The organism is Actinomycetospora endophytica, from assembly GCF_021026375.1.
GTDB classification, from domain to species: domain Bacteria; phylum Actinomycetota; class Actinomycetes; order Mycobacteriales; family Pseudonocardiaceae; genus Actinomycetospora; species Actinomycetospora endophytica.
This window is the reverse complement of sequence record NZ_JAJNDB010000001.1, coordinates 2179460-2204043: the sequence shown is the minus strand read 5'-3', so window position 1 is coordinate 2204043 and position 24584 is coordinate 2179460. Positions and strand designations below refer to the sequence as shown.

Below are 24584 nucleotides of genomic sequence, written 5' to 3'. Positions count from 1 at the left end.
GCGGCCGAGGCCGTTGTAGCCCAGGGCGAGCTCGAGCAGGGAGTTGTCGGTGGAGCCGCCGATGTAGGGCCGGGACGAGGCGGGCCAGAGCTGGACCAGGGCGACGTACCAGCCGGCGGAGACGATGATCGCGACGCCGGCGGCGAGCAGGTCACCGATGCGCCGCCGCAGCCGGGTGGGGGCGGCGACCAGGTAGACCAGGGCCAGGCCGGGGACGACCAGCATGACCTGCAGCTGCTTGGTCAGGAACCCGAGCCCGACCAGCGCGCCGGCGGCGATCAGCCACCAGGTGCCGGCCTTGGTGCCGGCGGCGTCGACCGCGCGGACGGTGACGTAGGCGGCGGCGACCAGGCAGAGCACGAGCAGGGCGTCGGGGTTGTTGAACTTGAACATCAGCGCCGCGGCGGGCATGAACGCCAGCAGCCCGGCGGCCGCGAGGGCGGTGCGCGGGCCGGACCAGCGGCGGGCGAGGGCGTAGACCAGCGCCACGCACGCGACGCCCATGAGGGCCTCGGGGACCAGCATCGACCACGTCGAGAACCCGAAGATCCGTCCCGAGAGCCCCATGACCCACAGGAAGGCCGGGGGCTTGTCGACCGTGATGAGCCCCGGGGCGTCGAGGGCGCCGAACAGCCACGCCTTCCACGACTGCGTCCCGGCCTGGACCGCGGCCGCGTAGAAGGAGTTCGACCAGCCCGCGGCACCGAGGTTGCACAGGTACGTGACCGTCGTCGCGAGCAGCAGCAGCCAGTAGACGGGACGGACCCACCCGGGGTCGGCCGGACGCCCGCCCACCCGGCCGCGACCGCCCGAGGGCCCGGTCTGCGCGGCGGGGCGGTCGACGGTCTCGACGGCCGTCTCGTCGTCGGGGGAGGCGGACGCGGGCGCGTCAGCGGTGGTGCTCATGGCGCGGATGGCTCCTGGAGCGCAGGCGGGACGTCGAGGAAGGGGAGCTGAGGATGCGGAGCTGCTGACGTCCAGTGTCAGCAACGCCGCATCGCTGACATCTCTTCGGGCTGGTTCAGGTCTTCGGGGCTGGTTCAGGCGGACTGGCGGCGGGGGTGGAACACCCAGGAGCGGTAGGCCACGAACCGCAGCAGCGTCGCCACCGCGTTCGCGATCACCAGCACCACCAGCTCGGTGACATGCCCCGCGCCCGGCGACACCACATCTAATAGAGCGAGGGATCCGGAGGTCAGCACCAGCCCCAACCCGAACACCAGCAGCCCCTCGACCTGGCTGCGGGTGGCATGGCGTTTTCCGCGGATCCCGAACGTGAGCCGCCGGTTCGCCGCGGTGTTGGCCACCGCGGTGATCACCAACGCGAACAGGTTCGACACCTGCGCCGGCATCGCGGTGCGGAACAGCGAATACAACCCCAGGAACGCCGCGGTCGAGATCACCCCGATCACCGCGAACCGCACCATCTGCGCGGTCATCCCCGGCGCCACCCCCGCCGCCGCATCCGCCTGCGACCCCACGATCTCCGCCCGCCCCAACTCGGCCCGCAACTGCGCCACCGGCAACGCCCCGGTCGCCAACGCCCTCCCCACCCGCGCGACCCCCCGCAGATCAGCCACCGCGGTCGCCACCACATCCACCCGCGAATCCGGGTCGTCGACCCAGTCCACCGGCACCTCGTGGATCCGCAACCCCGACCGCTCGGCCAGCACCAACAACTCGGTGTCGAAGAACCACGCGGTGTCCTGCACCAACGGCAACAACCGCGCCGCGACATCCGCCCGGATCGCCTTGAACCCACACTGGGCATCGGAGAACCGGGCCCGCAACGTCCCCCGCAGCAGCACGTTGTAGCACCGCGAGATGATCTCCCGCTTCGCGCCGCGCACCACCCGCGAGGTACGCGAGAGCCGCGACCCGATCGCCAGATCCGAATGCCCCGAGATCAACGGCGCCACCAACGGCAACAACGCGTTCAGATCCGTGGACAGATCCACATCCATGTACGCGAGCACCGGCGCGTCCGAGGTCGACCACACCGTGTGCAGCGCCCGCCCCCGACCCTTCTGCTCCAGGTGCACCACCGACACCTCGTCGTACTGGGACACCAACGCCTGCGCCACGGACAGGGTCCGATCCGTCGAGGCGTTGTCGGCGATCGTGATCCGGAACCGGTACGGGAACGCCTCACACAGATGCGCATGCAACCGCTGCACACACGGACCCAGCCCCCGCTCCTCATTGAAGACCGGAACCACGACATCGAGCACGGGGGTGTCGCCGTCGGGCTCGATGGCGGCGCGGGGCGAGGGCGACGGACGGCCGCCGGGGAGCGGGCCCGCCGGCGGGCCGGCGGCGTCGGGAGCGAGGGCTGCGGTCATGTCCTCACCGTCGGAGTCGGACGTGGACGCGTGGTGGGTCCCGCCTGTGATCGACCTGTGGGGATCGAGGCGTCCGTCGGGGAAGGAGTGGCCGAGGTGGGCCGGGGACGCCATGCCATCAGGGTCGCGAGGCACGATGTCCGGGGAATGGAGACAGGCTGTGCGCTGCCTGTGTCCGCTCGGGGTGGGATCGTCCCGTCGTGTCCTGTTCACGGCGGGTGTGAAGCCGCTCGATCTCAGGAACTTTGCAGACAAGCCGCAGGGCACCCACAGCCGCGAGGGGAACGCTCGACACCATGACCGACCAGGACCCGTTCGCCAGGGCAGGACAGCCCGGCGAACCCGCCCACTCCGCCGGCCCGGCCCCGCGCGACGGGTCCGCGAGCGCGGGTGTGCGCTACGAATCGCCGCAGGGCTCGCCGAGCCCGTGGAGCTCGCCGGGCACGAGTGACCCGTCCGGCGGCACCGCCACGATGCCCCGCACCGATCAGCCCACCGAGCAGACCACCTCGCCGTGGGGCCAGCACCCGGGCGGCTGGGGACAGTCGCCGTCGTCGGGACCCCCGCAGGGACCGCCGCCGACCGGGCAGTGGCCGACCGGCGGGTCGGGCGGCGGCGGGGGCGGACGCCCTCGTCGTAGCCCGCTCGTGCTGGTCTCGGCGGCGCTCGCGGCGCTGCTCGTGGCGGGCGGGGTCGGCGGCGTCGTCGGCTACGAGGCCGCGAGCGCCGGCGGCGGTGGCGGGGGCAGCTCCGTGCTCTCCGGGAGCTCCGATTCCTCCTCGGCGAGCTCGACGGCACCGGCCGGGTCCGTCGAGTCGGTGGCCCAGAAGGTGCTCCCGAGCGTCGTGCAGCTGCGCGGCGCGTCCGGTGAGGGCTCGGGCATCGTCATCTCGGCCGACGGCCTGATCCTCACCAACGCCCACGTGCTCGAGGCGGGCGAGCAGCAGACCCAGCAGCAGGGCGGGCTCGGGGGCCTCGGCGGCCTCCTCGGCGGTGAGCAGCAGCAACAGCAGCCGCAGCAGTCACCGCAGTCCGCCCAGCTGCAGGCGGTGTTCCAGAACGGGCAGACCGCGCAGGTCCAGGTGGTCGGGACGGACGCGACGGCCGACCTCGCCGTCGTGCGCGCCCAGGGGGTCTCGAACCTCAGCCCGGTGTCGATCGGCGACTCGAGCCAGCTGCAGGTCGGTCAGGGCGTCGTCGCCGTCGGCTCGCCGCTCGGCCTCTCCGGGACGGTGACCTCGGGCATCGTCTCGGCCCTGCAGCGTCCGGTCGTGGCCGGCGGTCAGGGCTCCGGACAGGCGACGGTCTCCGACGCGATCCAGACCGACGCCGCGATCAACCCCGGCAACTCCGGCGGCGCACTCGTCGACATGAACGGCCGCGTCGTCGGGATCACCTCGTCGATCGCGTCGCTGGGCTCCGGCTCGGGCGGCGGAGGCGGCGGGAGCGGCAGCCAGCAGTCCGGGTCGATCGGCCTCGGCTTCGCGATCCCGATCAACCAGGCCAAGTCGATCGGCGACCAGCTCGCGAAGCAGGGCTTCGCCAACCAGGCGGTGCTCGGCGTCGGCGTCGCGCAGGACCAGAGCGGGGCGACCAGCGAGAACGGCGCCACCATCGGCACCGTGACGCCCGGTGGCGCCGCCGCCGCGGCGGGGATCAAGCAGGGCGACGTCGTCACCCGGGTCAACAGCCGGCTCATCGACGACGGCGACTCGCTGATCGCCGCGATCCGCACCCAGGATCCGGGCGCCCAGGTGACGCTGACCGTGCAGTCGCCGGGTGGTCAACCGCGCCAGGTGCCGGTGACCCTCGGCACGGAGCGGGCGCCCTCGAGCTAGGTGCCTTCGGCTCGTGAGCACTCATCGCCGCCCTGGCGGCGATGAGTGCTCACAGGCGCGTAGCGCACCTACGGGACGAACGGGACGTCGTCGGGCGCGTCGTGGCGGGCGGCGAGCACCGCCCGTGCGGGGGCTCCGACGGGAATCCGCAGCGGCAGGTGCTCGGCCTCGACGGCGTCGACGACCTCGGCCGCGACCTCCTCCGGCGTCACGAACTCGCGGCGCCCGTTGTCGCCGTTGCGCGCGAGGTGGGCGTAGGGGTCGCCGGGCAGCCGGAACCAGTCGACGTCGTCGAGCGCACCGGAGCTCACCGGACCCGGCTCCAGCAGCGCCGCCTGCAGCCCCAGCGGCGCGGTCTCGAGAGCGAGCGCCTCGACGAGGGCCTCGAGCGCCCACTTGGTCGACGCGTACGCGGCCCCGGGCGGCAGCACGGTCCGGCCGACCACGCTCGACATGAACAGCAGCCGACCACGCCCCTGCTCCCGCATGCCGGGCAGCACCGCCTGCGCGACCCGCAGCGCGCCGAGCGTGTTCTGGTCGAAGATCCGCGCCAGCTCCTCGGGCGGCGTCGCCTCGACGGCGGCGTAGAAGATCACGCCGGCGTTGGAGATCAGCGAGTCGATCCTGCCCGCCGCCGCGACGGCCGTCGCGATGCTCCGCGGGTCGGTGACGTCGAGGGCGAGGCGCTCCTCGACGTCGAGGTCGGCGAGGGTGCGCAGGTCGCGCGCGGTCGCTATGACGCGGTGACCCCGCTTGCCGGCCTCGACTGCGATGGCGCGCCCGATCCCCTTCGACGCCCCGGTGATGAGTACCGATGCCATGACTGGCCTCCGCTAGTGAGTTCAGATTCTGAACTTGCTTCCGTCGGTACGCTAGCACGGTGAGTTCAGAACCTGCACCCACTGGACCGCGGGTCTGTGGGATCGCCGACGCCCTGACGCTGGTCGGGGATCGCTGGGCGCTGCTGGCCCTGCGCGAGCTCGGCTTCGGCGTGGGGCGGTTCAACGACATCCAGGTCAACACCGGGGCTCCGCGCGCGAGCCTGTCGGCGCGGCTGCGCTCGCTCGAGGACTCCGGACTGGTCGAGCGGCAGCGCTACTCGGAGCACCCTCCGCGCGACGAGTACCTGCTCACCGACGCCGGCCGGGAGCTCATGCCGGTCCTCGGGGAGCTGCGCGCCTGGGGCGAGAAGCACGCGTCCGGTGCGCCGCGCACCTAGTTGACGCACCCCGGCGCGGCGGCGGTGATCGGTGCCGGGACCGGGGCGGGCGGCGCGGCCGCCGTCGCCCCTGAACCGCCCGAGCTGCCCGAGCCGCCCGACGAATCCGAACCGCTCGACGAATCCGAGCTGCCCGAGTCACCTGACGAACCCGAGCCGCCCGACGAGTCCGAGCCGCCCGACGAGTCCGAGGACGACGACGAGTCGCTCTGCGAGGCGGCGCGCATCACCGCCGCATCGGAGGGCACGGGCTGCGGCGGCGGCGCGATCCCGGAGTCGACGTCGATCGCGTCGGTCACGAAGGAGCGGACCTGCGCGGGATTCACCTGCACCGCCTGGCCGTCCTCGGGGGTGGAGAGCTCCATCGTCCCCGTCGGGATGGTGCGGAAGGTGACCGAGCCGGCCGAGAGCCCCTGCATCTGCGTGGCGAACGAGAGCACGTCCCACCCGGAGTCGAGGGTGACCGAACGGGCCATGACCCCGGACAGCCGGCTCAGCGCGAACGGGTTGGCGAGCGTGCCGGCGGAGAGCAGCTTGCTGGTCGCCCCGGCGAGGAAGACCTGCTGGCGCACGACGCGGTCGAGGTCGCCGTTCGCCAGGCCGTGTCGCTGACGGACGAACGCGAGCGCCTGCGTACCGCTGACCAGCTGCGGACCCGCCGGGAGCGCCAGGCCGGAGTACGAATCGTCGACGGGGGCGCGCAGACACACCGGGACGCCGCCGATGGCCTGGCTGACGTCGGCGAACCCGGCGAGGTTGACCGACGCGAAGTGGGTGATCGTCAGTCCGGTGAGCGCCTGGACGGTGTCGATCGTGGTCCGGGCGCCCGCGGCGAGGGCGGCACGGCGCACGGCCGGGTCGTTCGGCGACGGGGCCGGAGCCGCCTGCGGGGCGTAGGCCGAGGTCGGTGCCCCCGCTGACGCGCTGCCACTGGTCAGCGCGTCGGTGGTGTCCGCGACCCCGCGGGAGTACGCGGAATTGATCTTGTGCTTGCCGTACCCGTCGGCGAGCTGCACGAACGAGTCGCGGGGGATGGAGATGGCCGTCGCCCGTCCGCCACCCGCGGGGACGTGGACCACGATGATCGAGTCGGCGGTGTCCCCGCCGTCGCCGGACCCGCCGGCGTGCAGCGCGTCGAGCAGGGCGGGCGGGAGCGGATTGCCCTGCGGATCGGTGCGGCTGTCGACGCCGAGCAGCAGGATGTTCTGTTCGGCGGCCGTCCCGGCCCCCGACCCGATGACCGAGGCCGACGCCGTGGATCGATCCAGAATGCGCACCTGGGCCCAGGCGAACGCCGAGACGGCGAGCACGGCCACGGACGCCACGACGAGCAACGAGCGCGCGAGGACGCGCACACGCCTCCGCCCCGTCGTGGCTCCGCTCACCTCACCATGGTTCCCGCTCGGCGCATGATCGTCACCGTGACGTGGGACGTATCAAGTGTCGATCCGGTCCCGCGTCCCACAGCCGCCTCACACCACGGCCCAGCGGTCCCCCACGGTGACCACTGCAGGAGCGAGGCGGGTGCGCCGCCGTCAGCGAGCTCGGGCAGTTGACCCCGTCGCACGAGGGGAACCCTTGGTCGGCTAGAACGGCCGAGGGTTCCCCTCGTGCGGCTCCGACCGGGCCGTGGCCTCACAGCAGGCCCACAACGACGGCCCAGGAACCGGACAGAGCGGGCCAGCAGAGTCGTCACCATGACGACGACGACCGACCTTCGCACCGTGCCACGGCCCGGTCCGCGCCCGCCGGTGCCCGGTCGGACGGGGGCGCGCCACGCCCTGCCGTCACGGCCGTTCGCGCGGTTCTGGCGCGGCTCGACGCTCGCGCCCCGCTGGGAGCGCCCGGCGCTGCTCGTGCTGCTGCTGGGCACGGCGCTGCTCTACCTGTGGAACCTCGGCGCGAGCGGGGACGCGAACAGCTTCTACGCCGCGGCGGTCCAGGCGGGCACGCAGTCCTGGAAGGCACTGCTGTTCGGCTCGCTGGACTCGTCGAACTTCATCACGGTCGACAAGCCGCCGGCCTCCCTCTGGATCATGGCCCTCTCCGGTCGGATCTTCGGCTTCAGCTCCTGGTCGATGCTGGTCCCGCAGGCTCTGATGGGCGTGGCCTCGGTGGCGCTGCTGCGGGCCGCGGTCCGCCGGTGGGCCGGTCCGGGAGCCGGGCTGATCGCGGGCGCCGCACTGGCGCTCACGCCGGTCGCCGTCCTGATGTTCCGGTTCAACAACCCGGACGCGATGCTCGTGCTCTGCATGACCGCCGCCGCGTACGCCGCGGTCCGCACCGTCGACGCCGCCGCCGAGAAGGCCGGCACCCGGTGGATGGCCCTGACCGGCGCGCTGCTCGGGCTCGGTTTCCTGACGAAGATGCTGCAGGCCTGGCTGGTGCTCCCGGCGCTGGCGGCGGTGATCGTCCTCGCGGCCGCGGTGACCTGGCGGCGGCGTCTGGTGCTGCTCGGCGTCGGGCTGGTCTCGATGATCGCGTCGGTGGCCTGGTACGTCCTGCTCGTCGACCTGTGGCCGACCGACTCGCGCCCCTACATCGGCGGCTCCACCGACAACTCGTTCCTCGACCTGGTCCTCGGCTACAACGGCCTCGGCCGAATCTTCGGCGGCGAGGGCAACGCCGGCGGGGGCGGTGGTCCCGGCGGGGGCTCGGGCGGCGGCAACACCGGCTTCGGTGGCTCCACCGGCATCACCCGCATGTTCAACGAGTCCTTCGGCGGCCAGATCTCGTGGCTGCTCCCGGCCGCCCTGATCGTCCTGGTGCCCGGCCTGTGGCTCACGCGCCGGGCACCGCGCACCGACCGCACCCGCGCCGCGCTGCTGCTCTGGGGCGGTTGGCTCGTGGTCCACGCGCTGGTCTTCAGCTTCATGAGCGGCACCGTGCACGCGTACTACTCGGTCGCGATGGCGCCCGGCCTGGCCGGCACGCTCGCCGTCGGTGGCGTCGTGCTGTGGCGGCGCCGCGAGGAGCTCGCCCCGCGCCTGACCCTCGCCGCCGCGCTGGCCGCGACCACGGTGTGGAGCGTCGTGCTGCTGCGTCGCACGCCGGAGTTCCTGCCCTGGCTGCGCTGGGTGGTGGCGATCGCCGGCGCCGTCGCGGTGGTGCTGGTGCTGGCCGGCCTGGTCTCCCGCCGGGCGTGGCTGCGCCGGGCGCTGCCGGTGCTCCTGCTGAGCGCCCTGCTCGCCGGTGCCGGCGGGTCGGTGGCCTACGCGATGGACACGGCGACCACCGCGCACTCCGGCTCGATCGTCTCGGCCGGCCCCTCGAGCGGGGACGGCACGGGCATGGGCGGCGGGCCCGGCGGCGCGGGTGGCCCGGGTCGTGGCGGCACGCCGCCGTCGGGCGAGCGGCCGAGCGGCATGCCGGGCGCTCCGCAGGGGGCCTCCCAGGGTGGCCAGGGTGCTTCCCAGGGCGGGCAGGGCGGCGGTCCCGGCGGCATGACGACGACCTCGACCGAGCTCACCTCGCTCCTCCAGAACGCCGGCACGCGGTGGTCCGCGGCGACCATCGGCTCGCAGAGCGCCGCCTCGCTCGAGCTGTCCTCGGGCAGCGCGGTCATGGCCATCGGCGGGTTCAGCGGTACCGACTCCGCCCCGACCCTGGCGGGCTTCCAGGCCCTGGTCGCCGCCGGGGACGTGCACTACTTCATCAGCTCCGGCGACGGCGGGGGCATGGGCGGGCAGGGCGGCTCCGACTCGGTCGGCTCCGAGATCACCGCCTGGGTGAAGGCGCACTACACGTCGACGACGATGGGCGGCACGACGGTCTACGACCTCACGGCGCCGACCAGCTGATCGGTCGCCTCGAGAGGAGCACCACGACGACGAGGGCCCGGACGCCAGACGTCCGGGCCCTCGTCGTCACGCTTCTGCTTGCGATCCGCCTCGGTCACGGGACCACAGTGGGCGTCGACGACGGCGCGGGGGTCGTTCGCGCGAACTCCGATCGTCGCGGTCCGCGGCCGGGCTCCTGGCAATCGAAACCACGATCGCGCAACCGAGTCACCGTGACTCGGTCGCACCAGAACACTTCCCCCCGTGGGCGCCGCCTGCGGCGTCGCGAACCGCAATCGCACCTCCACATGCGGAACGACAACGGCCCGACCGAGTCACCGTGACTCGGTTGCGCAGTTAGCACTTCGCCCTGACGGGCGCGGCCGCCGGTTCGGATTGCTGGACGCTTCGAGGGACGGGACTCGCAGACGGGTCGTCACACGCACCCCAGGCGCTACACGGCGTCACACTCGACCCATGGCTGCCCCGCTTCTCGCGCCGGGGGCACCCGGGGGTCAGCGCGCGGAGTTCTGGCTCGACCTGGTCGCCTCCCTCTGCGCGAGCCCGCTCGACCACCTCCCCGACGCGGTCGTCGCCGACGCGGGATCGTCCGGCGCCGGACGAGCTCGGTTCTAGAGGCGCCGTGGTCCCGCCACGCTAGCCAGATGATCCTGTCGAGCGCTGCGCCCGGCCCCAGCGCGCCGAGCATGATCACGATCTCGGGGGCGACACGCGCAAGATTCCGGTGCGGCGCGCTCACGAAGTTCGGATCTACCACGTGCCGCCGCCGACCCGGTCCACGTCGATCACGCCGGGCGGTGTCGCGCTCGCCAAGATCACATGCTGAGCCCCGACGATCGAGCGGCTCACGATCAGCACGGGTCACGCCGAGCCGATGCCCGACGCGGGAGGATGGCTCGATGACCCGCGCGATGACCTTCGGGACCCGCGCCGACGCGTACGACCGACTGCGTCCCGCCCCCGCCCCCGGAGCCCTCGACCAGGTCCTCCCGCCCGGCGTCCGCCGTGTGGCCGACCTCGCCGCGGGCACCGGCCTCGTGACCCGCGCGGTCCTGGCCCGGCCCGGGGCACCCGCCGTCGTCGCCGTCGAGCCCGACCCGCGGATGCTCGCCCGGCTCGCCACGACCACCCCGGGCGCGCTCGCGGTCCGCGGGGTGGCCGAGGCGATCCCGCTGGCGTCGGGCTCGATGGACGCGGTCCTCGCGTCGTCGGCGTGGCACTGGTTCGACCCGCCGGTCGCGACCGCCGAGATCGCCCGGGTGCTGCGTCCCGGCGGGGTCCTGGGGCTGCTGTGGAGCCGGGCCGACCCGACGGTGCCGTGGGTCGCGCAGGTCCGCGGGATCGGGAACGCCGCCGCGGACGGGTCGGCGAGGCTGTCACGACGGGGGTTCGACGTCGCCCTGCCGCCGGGCCACGGCTTCGTCGACGAACTGCCGGAGGCGGTGACGGTGCGCTGGACGCGGCGCATGACCCGCGACGACGTCGCCGGGATGGTGTGCACCTACAGCGGGGTCCTCGAACTCCCGGCGGCGGAGCAGGACGAGGTCCGACGGGCCGCGCGCGAGCTCCTCGACGTCGTGCTCCCGGGGACCGACGACGTGGACGTGCCGTTCGAGACGGTCGCCCGACGCTGGACCCGGGCCGGCTGACCACGCGCTCGCGGACGGAGCCGGACGTGCACGATCCCGCGCCCGGAGGGACCGGGCGCGGGGTCGGCGTCTCAGGCGGCCGGGCGCGGCATGCTCGGGCGACGGGCCGCGAGCGCGCGGTGTGGGATCCGGGCCGGGACACCGGGCCGCGCGGGCCGTCCGGCGGGGGCCGCGCCGCGCGCGGCGGAGGTGACGGGCAGGGGCCGGCCGGTCAGGGCCGCGGAGAGGACGACGACCATGTCCTGCGGCGTCGCGTACTCCGCCTCGGGTAGGCGGGCGAGAATCTCCCGGGTGACGCCGTCGCAACCGTAGATCTCACCGGCGGTGATCACCTGCCACCGGCGCGCTGGGAACGGCAGTTCGGACAGGACCGGCACGAGCCGCTCGGCGAGCGCCGCCGGGCTGGTGTCGCGGAGAGTGAGACCGGGAACAGCGGGTACTACGGGGCGGGGTGTCGTCGACATCGGGGGGCTCCTCGGGGTCGCGATCGGTGACCGCGTCCTCGGTCTATTCCCCCCTTTGCATGGTCCACATGCCTGACGCTCCGTCATTCGTCTGTGGACGATTCCGCTCAGCGGAATCGGTGCTGGTCCGGACGATGGGATCTCACCGGAAAATCATGGTCCCGTGCGCTGGGACGACGCTCCCCGGACCCGCTGCGGCGCCGGTGAGGAGATCCGGTCCACCCACGCCGTCGGGCACCGTGACCGGATCGTCACCGAGAGCGGTCACCGACACGGCGGTCGCCCCGTCGGCGAGGCTGCGGCGCAGGACCAGCCGTCCGGTGGCGGCGTCGAGGTCGACCGAGGGCGGCAGGGCCGCCGGGTCCTGGTCGATCGCGACGAGGCCGCGGTTCCCCAGCAGGCCGAGGGTCGCCGGGGTCGCGTGGGCGACGTCGGTGCCGGCGAGCAGCGGCGCGGCGAGCATCGACCACACCGCCATCTGCGTGGCCTGCTCGGCCGGGGTCAGGCCCACGTCCACCGTGCCGTCCCCGGTGACCGCGCCACCGCCGGACCCGTTGCCGACCTCGAGCATGTCCGGGTCGTTCCAGCCCGCCCCCGGCGGCCGGCCGGAGAAGCGGGCCACGCCCACGTCGAGCCGGATGATGTCCGCGACGGAGGCCCAGTCGTCGGCGACGTCGTGGGTCGTCCGCCAGACCTGCGCCGTCCCGGGCGCCCAGAGCCACGGCGCGGAGTTCCCCTTGTCGCAGACCGCGAGGACGATCGGGCGTCCGGTCGCGCGGAGCGCCCGGGCCATCGTCGTGTACCGGGCGACGGCGTCGGTCCCAGCCGTGAAGCAGTCGTCCTCCTTCACGTAGTCGACGCCCCAGGCTGCGAATGACGCGGCGTCAGCGGTCTCGTGGCCGAGCGAGGCGGGGAAGCCGCGGGCGTCGCAGGTCAGCGTGCCCGCGCTGGTGTAGATCCCGAGACGGAGCCCGCGGGCGTGCACGTAGTCCGCGAGGGCGGCGATGCCGTGCGGGAAGCGGACCGGGTCGGGCACCAGCCGGCCCGCGGCGTCGCGCTGCGGGGAGGCCCAGCAGTCGTCGAGGTTGACGTAGCGGTAGCCGACGTCTCGCAGGCCCGTCCTGACCAGCGCGTCGGCCTGGGCGCGCACCCACGCCTCGTCGAAGGTGTCCGTGCACCCGGTGGCGTTCCAGTTGTTCACGCCCATCGGCGGGGTCGCGACCAGATCCGACGGGTCCCCGGGGGCACCGGCGACGAGCGGGGGCGCCGGTGCGTCCGCCGCGGCCACGACCAGCACGACGACGACCACCGCGACGACGGCGGCCGCGACCCGGGCCGGACGGGAGCGGGCGCGGCGCGCGCGGCGGGCCCGCAGACGGGCAGACAGGACGGCCATCGCGACGAGAGTGCCCGCCCGACCTGTGTACAGACTTGGTTACCGGTGAGTAGGTTGACCACATGAGCACCGTGCTGTCCGCGTGGAACCGTCTCTCCGGGACCCTGCCCGGCCGCGCCCTCGTCAGCGGCGCGGTCTGGCTGCGGGCCCCGTACTTCCTCACCGCGGCCCCGGTCATCGCCGAGCTCGACGAGAAGCACAGCCGGGTCCGGATGCAGAAGTGGTGGCTCGTGCACAACCACCTCGGCACCGTGCACGCGATCGCCTCGTGCAACCTCGCCGAGTACGCGATGGGAGTGCTCGCCGAGGCGGCCGTCCCGGCGTCGCACCGCTGGATCCCGATCGGGATGGACGTCCGCTACCTGGCGACCGCGAAGACCTCGGTGACCGCGGAGGCGCAGTGGTCGGCCCCGCCGCAGTTCGGCGCGGAGAAGGAGGACGTGACCGTGGAGGTGGCGGTCCGCGACGCGGCCGGGAACGAGGCCGTGCACGCGTCGATCCACCTGCGGATCTCTGCGCGGCCACCCCGGTAGGGGTCCGGCCCGCCTACGATCGGCGGATCATGAGCGCCCCGACCGAGCCCGGGTCCGGCAGCGGGCCGCAGGGGCGGCGCCCGGCCACCTCCGGGCAGGTCGTCGCGCAGCGGTTCACCGCCCGCCGGGTCGCCTCCGCGCTGGTGCGCCGCGACCCGGCCCCCCGGGTCGACCCGCTGCGCAGCCACACCCGGGCCACCGTCGCCGGCGGGTTCGTCGCGGCGCTCGCCCTCGGTGCCGCGGCCGTGCTCGGGGTGGTCGACGAGCCCACCGACTGGCGGAAGGCGTCGATCGTCGTCGCCGAGCACTCCGGCGCCCTCGCGGTCGTCACGCACGACCCGGACGACGCGCTGATCGGCGTCCCGAACCTCGCCTCCGCCCGCCTGGCCGCCGCCGCGCTCGCCGGGGCTCCGGCGCCCTCCGACCCGGTCGAGATCGCCGACGACACCCTCGACGCCGCACCGCGGGCCCGCCCGGTAGGCATCGTCGACGCCCCCGCCCTGCCGCCCGCGGACCAACCCGGGCCTGCGGTGTGGTCGGTCTGCGACACCACCGCGCCGGACCCGTCGCCCGGCGTCGCCTGGACGCGCCCCCGCACGACGACGACCGTCGCCGGGGCCGCCGCGGCGCCGGGCCGACCGCTGGCTCCCGGCGAGGGCCTCGTCGTCGTCGACCGGGCCGGCCAGAACTGGCTGGTCCACGACGGGGTGCGGGCGCGCCTGGACGTGACCCGCCCGGCGGTCGTCGAGGCCCTCGGGCTCGGGGGCCTGCTGCCCCGGCCGGCGAGCAGCGGCTTCCTCGCGGCGCTGCCCGAGGCGCCGACGATCACGCCGCCCGCGATCCCCGGCCGGGGGTCCCCGGTGCCGGTCGACCTCGCGGGCGAGCGCGCCGGGGGTGTGGTGCGCGTCGTCGGGCCGGGCCGGCCGGACACCTACCTGCTGGTGCTGCCCGACGGCGTCGAGGTGGTCCCGGAGCTGCTCGCCCGCCTGATCCGGCTCGACGACCCGGCCCGGGCCGCCGTGCCGATCCCGACCGTCTCGCCCGCGCAGGTCGCCTCGCCGCCGCTCTCCCGCGCCGTCGACGCGAGCGCGTTCCCCGACCCCGCCCCGGTGCCGCTGCCGCCCGACCGGGCGCCGACCGCCTGCGCGGACCTCGCCGGTGGAGCCGGCGCGGCCTCCGTGACGGTGTCGACGGAGCCGCTGCCGCAGGCCACGACGCTGCGCCAGGCCGACGGGTCGGGCGACCGGGTGGACCGGGTGCTGCTGCCGGGCACCGGCGTCGCGGTCCGAACGGTCGGGGCCGGGGCGGGCGCGCTGGTCGTGGTGTCGGCGACGGGGACGGTGCACGGCGTGCCGGATGCCGCGACCGCCGACGCGCTGGGGCTGGGCCGGACGTTCTCGCCCGCTCCCCAGGCGATCGTGGGGCTGCTGCCGAGCGGCCCGACCCTCTCGGTGGAGGCCGCGACCCGTCCCCTCGGCTGACCGCGCGGGGGTCAGCGCCCGGCGGCGACGACCTGCTGCGCGGCGGGCTGGGCCACGGTGGAGGAGGTCGTGTCCGTCGGCGCGGAGCGGCCGGTGGGCGTCGTCGTCACCACCGGCGGCACGGCCGGGGGCACCGCAGCGGCCGGGGTCGTGGTCACCGCGGGCGGCGGCGCCGCGGTGGGCACGAGCGACGGCGCCTCGGTGGTGGTCGTCGTCCGGGGGCGTGGCCGGGTGGTCGTGCGGATGCGGGTGGAGTGCGCGGGCTCGGCCTCCTCGCTGGTGGGCGCGACGGCCGCCGGCGGCGCCGGGATCGCGGGCACGGACGAGGCGGGCGGCGGGAGCGGCGCGGTCGCCGAGACGCCTCGCACCAGCGTGTACGCCAGGGCGGACCCGGCCACGAGCACCGCGAGCAGGGCGATCCCGGCCGCGAGCAGCAGGCCGCGACGCCGACGCCCGGGCGGGGTCTCGGCGCCGGTGGGCGCCTCGGCCCAGGGCCCGGTCGGCGGGGCGGGCGCCGGGGGACCCACCGGCGCGGGCGGGCCGGCCGGGAACGCCCCGGTCGGTGCGGCCATGAGCGCGGGCGAGAGCACCGTCTCCGCGTCGAGCCCGACGTCGCGGGACACCGCCCGGGCGGCGGCGAGTACCTCGTCGGCGTCCGGGCGGGACGTCGGGTCGTCCGCGGTCATCGCGATCAGCAGCGAGCGCAGCGACTCCGGCAGCCCGATCGGCACGACGGGCCGGCGGTGGAGCCGGGCCACGGCCGCCTCGAGGGCGTTGCCCGGATACTCCCGGCGGCCGGTGAGGCACTCGATGAGCACCAGCCCGAGGGCGTAGATGTCGACGGCCGGGGTGACCGCCTCGCCGCGCACCTGCTCCGGGCTGAGGTAGGACGCGGTCCCGATGACCATGCCCGCCGCCGTGACCGGCGCGGCGTCGCGCACCGCGGCGATGCCGAAGTCGGACAGGTGGGCCCGGCCGTCGCCGTCGAGCAGGACGTTGCCGGGCTTGACGTCGCGGTGGACCACGCCGCGGCGGTGGACGTACCCGAGGGCGTCGGCCAGGGCGGCGCCGAGGGCGATCACGTCGCCGAGGGGCAGCGGCCCGCGCCGGATGCGCTGCGCGAGGGTGTCGCCCTCGATGAGCTGCATGACGAAGTAGGCACGGCCGTGGTCGTCGCCCACGTCGTAGACGGTGACCAGCCCGGGGTGGGAGAGCGCCGCGAGGGTGAGCACCTCCCGGCGATTGCGCGCGTCGGAACCCTCCTCGAGGTCACCGACGAGCTCCGCGGGCGGGCCGGACCGGCGCGGGGTGCCTTCGGAGCCCCCGGGGCCGTAGCGGGCGGCCGCGGCGTCCGGCGCCGCGTCGTCGTCGTGCTCCTCGTCCGGGGCCTCGGCGACCGGGGCGTCGTCGACCTCCGGCGGGGCCTCGTCCGCGGCCGCGGCGGCCTCGGCGTTCGCCGCGGCGACGACCTCGCCACCCGCCCCGAACATCTTGATCGCGACGTCCCGGCCGAGGAGCTCGTCACGGGCCCGGTAGACGTCCGCGGCGCCGCCGCGACCGATCAGGTCCCCGACGGTGTACCGGCCGCCGACGACGGTGGGCGGCCCGGCATCGGTGGTGCTCACCGGTCACCCCCTCGCTCGCTGCGGCCCCTCCGGCGCATCCCGCGTCCCGCGGGACCTCGCCCGGAATCGATTCTCTCCCAGTGACGGGCGCCGTGTCTGCCGATGACGCCACCCGGATCCCGGGTTCACTTCCGGTCAACGACGAAGTCGGTGTGCGGACGCGGACCGTTACGAACCCGTGAGCACGATCGCGGCGCGGCTATCCCTCCGTCGCGTCCTCCAGGCGCTCGAGCACCGCCGGCAGGGACCCGGTGTGCACCACGTCGAGCGACCGGGTGGCGCGGGTGAGCGCGACGTAGAGATCGTTCAGCCCGCGGGGGGACTCCTCGACGATCCCGGCGGGGTCTACGAGCACGACGGCGTCGAACTCCAGGCCCTTCGCCTCGCCCACGGTGGAGACCACGACGGCGACCTCGAGGTCCGCCGCACCGCGCTCGTCGACGGCGTCCCGGTCGTCACCCGGGCCGTCGGCGAGCAGGTGGTCGGCCGCCAGCCGCTCCCGCAGGCGGGCCACCCGGGCCGCCGGGGCGAGCACCGCGACGCGGCCGTTGCCCTCGGCGTCGACGACGTCGTCGGCCGCCGCGCGGGTCGTCGTCGCCACCCGGGCCTCGAGGCCGGACTCCGCGACCGCCGCCGCCCGGGGCGGGACCCCGGACTCGCGCACCGATTCCGGCGGGCGCTGCGACGGGTCGATGACCGCGAGGACGTCCGCGGCGATCTCCGCGATCTCGGCCGGGGTGCGGTAGTTGACGGTGAGGGCCTCCCGGCGCCACCGGGCGGCCACGTACGGGGACAGCACCTCGTGCCAGGAGCCGGCGCCGTCGCGGGCGCCGGTCTGCGCGACGTCGCCGACGAGGGTCATCGAGCGGCTCGGGCAGCGGCGCATGAGGACCCGCCACGCCATCGGGGAGAGCTCCTGGGCCTCGTCGACGATGACGTGCCCGAAGGTCCACGTGCGGTCCTCGGCCGCGCGCTCGGCGGCGGAGGCGTAGTTCACCTCGCGGCTGCGGTCGGCGAGCACGGACGCGTCGACGACGTCGGTGGGGCGCAGGACCTCGGGGTCCCAGTCCTCCTCCATCGCGAGGATCTCGAGGACCCCCGCGGCGTACGCCTCGTCGGCCTCACGCTTGCGCTCGGCGCGCTCGCGCTCGGCGGTGTCGTCCTCGCCGAGCAGCTCGGCCGCCTCGTCGAGCAGCACAGCGTCGGCCGGGGTCCACCAGTGCGGGTCCAACGGCGACGCCGGCGGGGCGTCGCGGCGCAGCAGGGCCCGGGCGTCCTCGGACCAGCCCCGCGTGGCCGCGGTGATCCGCTTGGGGTCGGTGTAGAGGTCGGCCAGCAGCTGCGCCGGCGTCAGGGTCGGCCACAGCTCGTCGAGCGCGGCGAGCAGGTCGTCGTTCTCGCGCATCGAGGCCCGGATGTCGGCGAGGTCGCCGCGGTCGAGCAACCGCTGGTCGCCCTCGGAGACCTCCGGGTGGCTGCCCTCGCGGGAGAGCCGGTCCCGCTCCCGGCGGGCGAGCATGTCGATCGCCTCGCGGACGAAGGTGCGCTTCGCGTCGTTGTGGGGACGACGGGTGCGCCGCGCCCGGGTGCGGGCCTGGGCGACGAGATCGCGGTCGATCTCGACGGTCTCGCCGTCGACGATCAGCGGGACCGTCCTGCGCGGCAGCTCCTGGCGGTCCCGGACGGCGGTGGAGAGCACCTTCGCCATGTCCGAGGAGCCCTTGCGCGCGGCCGCCGCGGGGGACTCCGAGCGCTGCGCAGCGAGGCCCGGGAAGAGCTCCCCGACCGTCGAGAGCAGCACGCTCGTCTCGCCGAGCGAGGGCAGCACCTGCTCGATGTAGCGCAGGAACGTGGGGTTCGGCCCGACGACGAGCACGCCGCGCTTCGCCAGCTGGCGGCGGTGGGTGTAGAGCAGGTAGGCCGCGCGGTGCAGCGCCACGGCCGTCTTGCCGGTGCCCGGACCGCCCTCGACGACGAGGACCCCGTTCACCCCGGAGCGGATGATCCGGTCCTGCTCGGCCTGGATCGTCGCGACGATGTCGCCCATCCGCCCGGTGCGTCCGGAGGTGAGCGCGGCCAGCAGCGTCGCCTCACCGGTCAGGCCGCTGCGCTGCGAGGAGTCGTGGTTCGCCGCGGCCGCGGCGGCCTCCGCGAGGTCGAGGATCTCGTCGTCGACGGCGCGGACCCGGCGGCTGCGGGTGCGCAGGTGGCGGCGCCGACGGATGCCGTCCGGGTTGGCCGCCGTCGCGGTGTAGTACGGCCGCGCCACCGGGGCGCGCCAGTCGATGAGCAGCGGCTCGTAGTCGTGGTCCTCGTCGAGCAGGCCGAGGCGCCCGATGTAGGCGACCTCCTGGTCGAACCCGGGTGTCTCCGGGTCGGCGCTGTCCTTGCTCCCCGGCTCCAGCACCGCATCGGGCTCCACGTCGAGGCGTCCGAAGCACAGGCCCTCCTCGACGGCGGAGAGCGTGGCGAGCTGCTCCGAGTACATCGCGGCCGCGGCGTCGCGCTCGGAGACCGCCTGCGGGGTGCCGGTGGTCTCGTTGCGCAGGACCCGGGCGAGGAGCTCGGCGGTCTCCTTGCGCCGGGCGTCGAGCCGCTCGTAGAGCATCGTGACGTAGGGCTGTTCCGCGGCGACCGCGTCGCCGGGCGGGCGGGCGACGACGTCCGGCGTCGGCTCGACGTCGGGCGCGGTGGTGCTCGCGGAGTGGGACAAGGACGACCTTCGTTCGCTGTCGTGCGGCGACGGGACGGCCCTCCACGATAGCCCTCACCGCGCCGGTGGCTCGGCGCGAGCGCTCAGGCCGGGCGGTTCCGGTAGGTGCCGTCGGTGTCCGCTTCACGCACCACGCGACCCTGCGCGGCGAGCACCTCGAGGTGGGCGTCGGTCTCCAGCACGGCCAGCATGCGGTGGAACGGCTCGAGATCCTCGAGGCCCTTCTCGCGGCGGGTCCAGGTCAGCGCGGCCGCCGCCTCGGCCGCGGTTCCCGCCCCCGCGGCCGCCACCCGCTCGATCGCGTCGAGGCGGGCGCCGTGGTGGTCGAGCAGCTCGTCGACGCGGGCGTGGGCGCTGGGACGCACCGGGCCGTGCGCGGGCAGCAGCCGGCGGTCGGGCCGTTCGCGGACCCGGGCGAGGGAGGCCAGGAAGCGGGTGAGGGAACCCGGGCGCGCGCCGGGCTCGAAGCCGATCGACGGGGTGATGTGGGGCAGCACGTGGTCACCGGCGAAGAGCAGGCCCGGGCCCTCGTCGTCGGGACCCGCGCCGCTGTCGAAGACCAGGTGGCCGCGAGTGTGCCCGGGGGTCTCGACGGCCTCCAGCACCCGTTCGCCGACCGTGACGCGGTCGCCGTCGGCCAGCCACTGGTCGGGCGCGGCGAAGTCGGCCAGCCTCTCGCCCTCGGAGTCCGCGAGCCACGCGACGAGCTCGTCGGCGAGCGCCCCGCCCCCGGCGCGGCGCAGCCCGGCGACCTGCGCGCTCAGCGGCATGGGCTGTCGGGCCATGGCGTCGAGGGAGTCGCGCTCCCCCGCGCCGAGCGCCACCACCGCTCCGGTCTCGCGCCGCAGCGCCACCGCCTGGGTGTAGTGGTCGCGGTGGACATGGGTGACCAGGAACCGCCCGATGTCGGGGAGCTCGGCGCCGAGCCCGCGCAGGGCGGTGGCGAGCAGGTCGCGCGACTCGGTGAGCGCCCACCCGCCGTCGACCAGGGTCAGCCGGTCGCCGTCGCGCAGCACGTACACGTTCACCGCCCGCAGGGCGTCCAACGGCAGCGGGAGCGGCACCCGGAGCACGTCGGGAGCCACCGTCTCCGGTTCGGGGCGGCTCCAGCTGTGGCGGTCGTCGGCGTCGGTCACACGGCTCAGGATGCCGCGCCGGCCCCGGCGCGGCCGACGACCGGGTCGGCCGGGGCGTCCCGCTCACCGTTCCGCGGGTCCGGCGCCCCGACCGCGGGGGCCGGGTCGGCAGGCTGCTCCGCGGCCCGACGACGGGCCGCGACGCCGAAGAAGTCGCCGCCCTTCGCCTTGGCCACGTCGGTGCCCCAGCTCCGTGTGCGGTCGGCGGGGACCAGGCGCGGGATGTGCTTGCGGCAGTGGATGTAGGCCTCCTCGACCTGGACCACGACCCAGAGCTCGGCACGCCTGCCCGGCACCGGGTCGAGGGGCAGGGCGGGATGGTCGCCGCGCAGCACGGCGTCCTCGACGACCCGGGCGGTGCCGTTGACGTGCAGCCCGATGAGGTCCTCGACGAAGTCGATCATCAGGATGCCGACGTGCGGGTTCTCCGCGATGTTGCCGAGGCTCGCCATGACGCCGTTGCCGCGGTACTCGGGGTAGGCCACGTGACGGTCGTCGAGGACGACGACGAAGCCGTCCGGTCCGGCCCGCAACGACGAGTCGCACTCACCGCGGGCGTCCGCCGTGGCCACGAACATCATGCTCATCCGCCCGACGAACTCGATCATGCTCGGCAGCAGCCGGTCGCACACCTGGTCGTCGTAGAAGCGGTCCGCGCGCGCCGTGGTGCCGAGGCGGTCCTGGAGGATGTGCTCCCCGTCCGAACCGGGGCGTCGCGGGCGCGTGCGGAGCAGCTTCGTGAAGCGCATGGTTCTCGTCTCGGTCGCGCGTCGGGGGCCGCGGCGGCCCGTCGGGGAGCGGGCGGGCACACCGCCCGGGGGGAGCCGCGCTCGATCGTACGGTCCCGGACGAGGAGCCTCGGGCGCTGACCTGAGAAGGTCCGGAGCCGTTCGGAGCAACTTGACCGTGACGTGCGTCACTCACGATGGGCGTCCGAGCCGGTGCGCTGGGTGTTCGCGGAACGGCGCGACGCCGTGAGCAGCGAGAACGTGACCATTTCGTGACCGAAGCCCGGATCCGGCCTCCTGAACGCCGCTCGGTGTCACTCGTCCGGGGTCCCTACGGTGTTCCTCGGCAGGGCGTCCAGGCGCCCGGCCCCGGACTCGAGGCGCCCACCTGTCCCGGCGAGCCCGGCCCCCCGGAACCCGTGTGCGGGACAGGTGGACACGTCGGGCCCCCCAGCCCGGCACCGGTTCGCTCCCCCATGACCGGGTCCCTGGCGCCCCGAACGAGGACCTCCATGGCTCGACATCGCTCCGGGTCGTCCCGCTCCGGCCGGGCGAGTCCCGGCGCATCCCGGCCCGACGCTCCCCCGCGCACGGGCTCCTGGCCGGCAGCCCTCGACGCTCCCGCCACCGGACCCCGTGCGGTGCGGGGCAAGCACCGTCACGACCCCGCGACCACGCCGCTCGACCTCGCCGCGATCGCCCGTGCGGCCGCCGAGGTGCGCGCGGACGGCGGCGGCTCGGCCACCGGCGACACCGGCGGCCTGCTCGACACCCGGGCGCAGCCCTCGCCGGCCACCGGCGCGCACCGCGCCCCGGCCGGACCGGTGACCGGCGGCGTCCCCGCGTCGCCGCCCGGACCGCCGCCCGGACCGATGACCGGCGGCTTCCCGGGCTCGCCCCCCGGTCCCGCGACCGGCGGCTTCCCGGGCTCGCCCCCCGGTCCCGCGACCGGCGGCTTCCCCGGTTCGCCCACCGGTCCCGTGACCGGCGGCTTCCCGGGGCAGGCCCCGATGCCGGCCCGGCCCGGCCACGCACCGGCTCCCTCGCGCCCCGTCACCGCCGGCTTCCCGGGTCCCGGCCGGGCCTCGCACCGCGCCCCGCGCGAGCACCGCGTCATGACCCCGGGCCGCGCCGCGGGCGCGCTCGCCCTGTTCGGGGCCCTGACCGGCGCGAGCGTCGCGGCGGCGAGCACCGGACCGTCGTTCCTGGCCGACCCGGCCGCCGACACCGGCGAGCTCGCGCGCCCGAACCTCGCCGTCGCCCCCGCGGGCGTCTCGGAGCCCGTCGTCCGGACACCGTCGCCCGCGCCCCACACGGCGCCGTCCACCGGGAGGACGACGACCGCGGCCCCGACGACCACGACGAGCGCCCCGGCACCGTCCCTGCTCGGGGACGGCGGGAAGACGCTCTGGTCGGCGGACTTCGCGTCGGCCGGGATGAAGAACTTCAAGTCGACGCCGTGGAACAACCAGGGCGCGTCCACGCCGTCCGTGGCCGGCGGCCTGCTGAACGTCCTCATGCCGGGCGGCGGCAAGCGCTCCGAGGTCGAGCCCGACTTCAAGGCCCTCCAGGAGGGGGACCAGTACTACTTCGGGTTCTCGGTCAAGCTCGCGCCCGACTTCCCGGTGAACACCTCCGACTGGCAGGTGATCACCCAGTTCAAGAACGACGGCGACGGCTCGCCGCCCCTCGAGCTCAAGGTCCAGAACGGCAAGTTCCTCATCGACGGCGACTCGGGCGGGTTCTCGAAGGTCGTCGGCGACGCGAAACCGGGCCAGTGGACCCACCTCGTGCTGAAGGTGAAGTTCTCGTCGTCGAACGGCACCGTGAGCGCCTGGCAGGACGGGCAGCAGAAGATCGCCGACTTCGCGCCGCCCTCGGGCACGATGTACTCGGGCAAGGACAGCTACGTGAAGACCGGCATCTACCGGGACACCTCGATCGGCCAGGCGGGCAAGCTCGCGTTCGGCAGCTGGGCGATCGGCACCAGCCTCGGCTCGGTCAGCAAGGACCTGCCCGCCGGCCTGGACTGACGCCGGGCCCCGGAGACGACGACGGCCCGGTCACCTCGGGTGAGGTGACCGGGCCGTCGTGGCTCGAGGATGTCAGCTGAGCGCGCTGACCAGCGCCTCGCGCTGGCGGGCGCCGAGGCCCGCGACGCGGCGGTCCTCGGGGATGCCGGCCTGCTCGAGCACGGCCGACGCCTTCGCCGGGCCGTAGCCGGGCAGGGCGCGGACGAGCTGCGAGACCTTGGTCTTCCCGGCGATCGGGTCGCTCTTGCCGCGGTCCAGCACGGCCGGGATCGTCTCGTCGCCGCTCTTGATGCCGGCGAGCAGGGCCGAACGGGCCTGGCGCGCCTCACGCGACTTGGCCTGGGCGGCCTCGCGCTGCTCGGGGGTCAACGTCGGGAGTGCCATGGGAGTCTCCCTCTCCTCACCTGCACAGGTCGTGGGTCGGTGCCTGCCGGTCCCGGGCTCGGGCCGACGGTGCCATCGTGACCGGGGACGGGTGTCCGACCGGCTGCGACACACCATGGCGCACCGCGTCTCGGGCTCATCCGCCGGGGGCAGGTGGTCGACCCCGACGGTCCGATCGATGCCGGACCGTACACCCCGCCTGATTTCGACCACGCGCTGACCTGCTGATATCTCGGTGGGTAATCATCACTAGTCCGACTGAGTGATGCATGTCCGATTCGCTTGGCGGATCTCTCTACGAAGAGTGACGGTATCGGCGTCCAGAAGCCGCCGGACGCCCGATCGCTCGAGGAGCACCGTCATGACCCAGCAGGCCGACCCCCGATTCCCCGCCGTCGACCCCGCCGCGGACGCGGAGACGACCGTTCCGGGCACGCAGGCCTTCGGCCCAGCACCCGCTCAGCCCCCCGGGTGGCCGCCCGGTGCGCCCGCGGGGTACGGGGCCCCGCCCTCCTCGCCGGTCGGTGTCGGCCCGATGCCCGCGCCGCTGAACACGCTGTCGTGGCTCTCGGTGGTCATGGCGTTCGTCGTCTCGCCGGTCGCGATCGTGCTGGGCCTCGTCGCCCGCCGGCAGATCGCCCGCAGCGGCGAGCGCGGCCGGGGGCTCGCCACGCTCGGCACCGTCCTCGGCGCCGTGTTCAGCCTGGTCGGCATCGCCTCGACCATCGTCGTCCTGGTGCTCGCCAGCCAGGTCACCGCGACCGTCCAGGCGGCGACGATCCCCGCCCCGACCGCCGCCGCCGGGTCGCCGGCGGCACCCGCACCGGCCGCGGCCCCGGCGCCCGCCCCGACCACCGACGACTCCACCGGCCGGGCCCAGCTGATGGCCGGGTTCATCCAGGTCGGGGCGGCGGCCGACACCATGTCGACCGACCTCGACCAGCACCGCGGCGACCTGGGCGCCATGCAGCGCGACTTCGCCGCCTACCGGGACGCGATCTCGCAGTTCCGGACGACGGCGACCACGGCCTCGCTCTCGCCCGACGCGCGCCAGAAGGTGGACGCCGACCTGGTGCCCGCCATCGACCGGGTCCTCGCCGACCTGGACACGCTGTCGACGTCGTCGAGCCAGAGCAGGCTGTCCGCCGCCGCCGACCGCCTGCAGGGCGACTCGCAGGCGATGGTCACCGCAGCCACGACCGCCGTCGGCGGCTAGCTGCGCCTTCGCGGGGGGCGGGGGGCC

The 24584-nt window shown here is 74.9% G+C and carries 20 protein-coding genes; 9 read left to right on the top strand and 11 right to left on the bottom strand.

The genetic code is table 11. From position 1 onward, the window contains the following. Both LQ327_RS10860 and LQ327_RS10855 read right to left on the bottom strand, forming a co-directional pair. The coding region (locus LQ327_RS10860; protein WP_230732889.1) for an ArnT family glycosyltransferase at window positions 1-906 on the bottom strand (906 nt) is incomplete at its 3' end. Between the two features lie 134 nt (window positions 907-1040). After that, window positions 1041-2342: a bifunctional glycosyltransferase family 2/GtrA family protein gene (locus LQ327_RS10855; RefSeq protein ID WP_230732887.1), complete on the bottom strand. Its 1302-nt coding sequence runs from the start codon at window positions 2340-2342 to the stop codon at window positions 1041-1043. A gap of 296 nt (window positions 2343-2638) precedes the next feature. On the opposite strand from LQ327_RS10855, the gene LQ327_RS10850 reads away from it, so the two are divergent. Then, window positions 2639-4180 (top strand): S1C family serine protease, encoded by a 1542-nt coding sequence (locus LQ327_RS10850; protein ID WP_230732885.1) that lies wholly within the window; start codon window positions 2639-2641, stop codon window positions 4178-4180. 68 nt (window positions 4181-4248) lie between these two features. Here LQ327_RS10850 and LQ327_RS10845 read toward each other — a convergent pair whose 3' ends face one another. Next, window positions 4249-5001: an SDR family oxidoreductase gene (locus tag LQ327_RS10845; RefSeq protein ID WP_230732883.1), complete on the bottom strand. Its 753-nt coding sequence runs from the start codon at window positions 4999-5001 to the stop codon at window positions 4249-4251. 59 nt (window positions 5002-5060) lie between these two features. Between LQ327_RS10845 and LQ327_RS10840 the strand changes: the two genes are divergently transcribed. Next, window positions 5061-5399 carry a winged helix-turn-helix transcriptional regulator gene (locus LQ327_RS10840; protein WP_230732881.1) on the top strand — a complete coding sequence of 113 codons (339 nt, stop codon included), beginning with the start codon at window positions 5061-5063 and terminating at the stop codon, window positions 5397-5399. On the opposite strand, the gene LQ327_RS10835 is transcribed toward LQ327_RS10840, so the two are convergent. Next, window positions 5396-6754, bottom strand: coding sequence for an LCP family protein (locus LQ327_RS10835; RefSeq protein WP_230732879.1), 1359 nt, complete (start codon window positions 6752-6754; stop codon window positions 5396-5398). The two genes, LQ327_RS10840 and LQ327_RS10835, sit on opposite strands and share 4 nt — an antisense overlap. Before the next feature lie 342 nt (window positions 6755-7096). Here LQ327_RS10835 and LQ327_RS10830 point away from each other — a divergent pair, with 342 nt between their 5' ends. The 3 genes from LQ327_RS10830 (at window position 7097) to LQ327_RS10820 (ending at window position 10848) form a co-directional block, all read left to right on the top strand. Beyond that, the gene (locus tag LQ327_RS10830; protein ID WP_230732877.1) at window positions 7097-9199 is read left to right on the top strand and encodes a glycosyltransferase family 39 protein; all 2103 of its coding nucleotides are present in this window, start codon (window positions 7097-7099) and stop codon (window positions 9197-9199) included. 456 nt (window positions 9200-9655) lie between these two features. Then, window positions 9656-9814, top strand: coding sequence for a hypothetical protein (locus LQ327_RS10825; protein ID WP_230732875.1), 159 nt, complete (start codon window positions 9656-9658; stop codon window positions 9812-9814). A gap of 284 nt (window positions 9815-10098) precedes the next feature. Beyond that, window positions 10099-10848: a class I SAM-dependent methyltransferase gene (locus LQ327_RS10820; RefSeq protein ID WP_230732873.1), complete on the top strand. Its 750-nt coding sequence runs from the start codon at window positions 10099-10101 to the stop codon at window positions 10846-10848. A 71-nt stretch (window positions 10849-10919) separates the two neighbouring features. Here the strand turns inward: LQ327_RS10820 and LQ327_RS10815 are convergent, their stop codons facing one another. Continuing rightward, window positions 10920-11312 (bottom strand): DUF2795 domain-containing protein, encoded by a 393-nt coding sequence (locus LQ327_RS10815; RefSeq protein ID WP_230732870.1) that lies wholly within the window; start codon window positions 11310-11312, stop codon window positions 10920-10922. 142 nt (window positions 11313-11454) lie between these two features. Then, window positions 11455-12708 (bottom strand): glycoside hydrolase family 27 protein, encoded by a 1254-nt coding sequence (locus tag LQ327_RS10810; RefSeq protein WP_230732868.1) that lies wholly within the window; start codon window positions 12706-12708, stop codon window positions 11455-11457. 62 nt (window positions 12709-12770) lie between these two features. Between LQ327_RS10810 and LQ327_RS10805 the strand changes: the two genes are divergently transcribed. Further along, window positions 12771-13241, top strand: a complete 471-nt coding sequence (locus LQ327_RS10805) for a hotdog fold domain-containing protein (protein ID WP_230732867.1) — start codon at window positions 12771-12773, stop codon at window positions 13239-13241. Between the two features lie 29 nt (window positions 13242-13270). Then, window positions 13271-14722: a type VII secretion protein EccB gene (gene eccB / locus LQ327_RS10800; protein WP_230732865.1), complete on the top strand. Its 1452-nt coding sequence runs from the start codon at window positions 13271-13273 to the stop codon at window positions 14720-14722. A gap of 11 nt (window positions 14723-14733) precedes the next feature. Here eccB and LQ327_RS10795 read toward each other — a convergent pair whose 3' ends face one another. The 4 genes from LQ327_RS10795 to LQ327_RS10780 form a co-directional block, all read right to left on the bottom strand. Beyond that, entirely contained in the window at window positions 14734-16347 is a 1614-nt protein-coding gene (locus tag LQ327_RS10795) for a serine/threonine-protein kinase (protein WP_230732863.1), read from the bottom strand. Window positions 16348-16546: 199 nt separating this feature from the next. Continuing rightward, window positions 16547-19060, bottom strand: a complete 2514-nt coding sequence (locus tag LQ327_RS10790) for a HelD family protein (RefSeq protein WP_269069239.1) — start codon at window positions 19058-19060, stop codon at window positions 16547-16549. An 83-nt stretch (window positions 19061-19143) separates the two neighbouring features. Next, window positions 19144-20196, bottom strand: coding sequence for an MBL fold metallo-hydrolase (locus LQ327_RS10785; protein ID WP_230732861.1), 1053 nt, complete (start codon window positions 20194-20196; stop codon window positions 19144-19146). Between the two features lie 5 nt (window positions 20197-20201). Continuing rightward, window positions 20202-20945, bottom strand: a complete 744-nt coding sequence (locus LQ327_RS10780; RefSeq protein WP_230732859.1) for a pyridoxamine 5'-phosphate oxidase family protein — start codon at window positions 20943-20945, stop codon at window positions 20202-20204. A gap of 620 nt (window positions 20946-21565) precedes the next feature. On the opposite strand from LQ327_RS10780, the gene LQ327_RS34705 reads away from it, so the two are divergent. Next, window positions 21566-22957, top strand: a complete 1392-nt coding sequence (locus LQ327_RS34705; protein WP_230732856.1) for a heparin lyase I family protein — start codon at window positions 21566-21568, stop codon at window positions 22955-22957. Between the two features lie 72 nt (window positions 22958-23029). Here LQ327_RS34705 and mihF read toward each other — a convergent pair whose 3' ends face one another. Beyond that, complete coding sequence (gene mihF / locus LQ327_RS10770; protein WP_230732846.1) at window positions 23030-23341, bottom strand: integration host factor, actinobacterial type; 312 nt, start codon at window positions 23339-23341, stop codon at window positions 23030-23032. Window positions 23342-23702: 361 nt separating this feature from the next. On the opposite strand from mihF, the gene LQ327_RS10765 reads away from it, so the two are divergent. Beyond that, window positions 23703-24557: a DUF4190 domain-containing protein gene (locus LQ327_RS10765; RefSeq protein WP_230732843.1), complete on the top strand. Its 855-nt coding sequence runs from the start codon at window positions 23703-23705 to the stop codon at window positions 24555-24557. Window positions 24558-24584 lie beyond the last annotated feature (27 nt).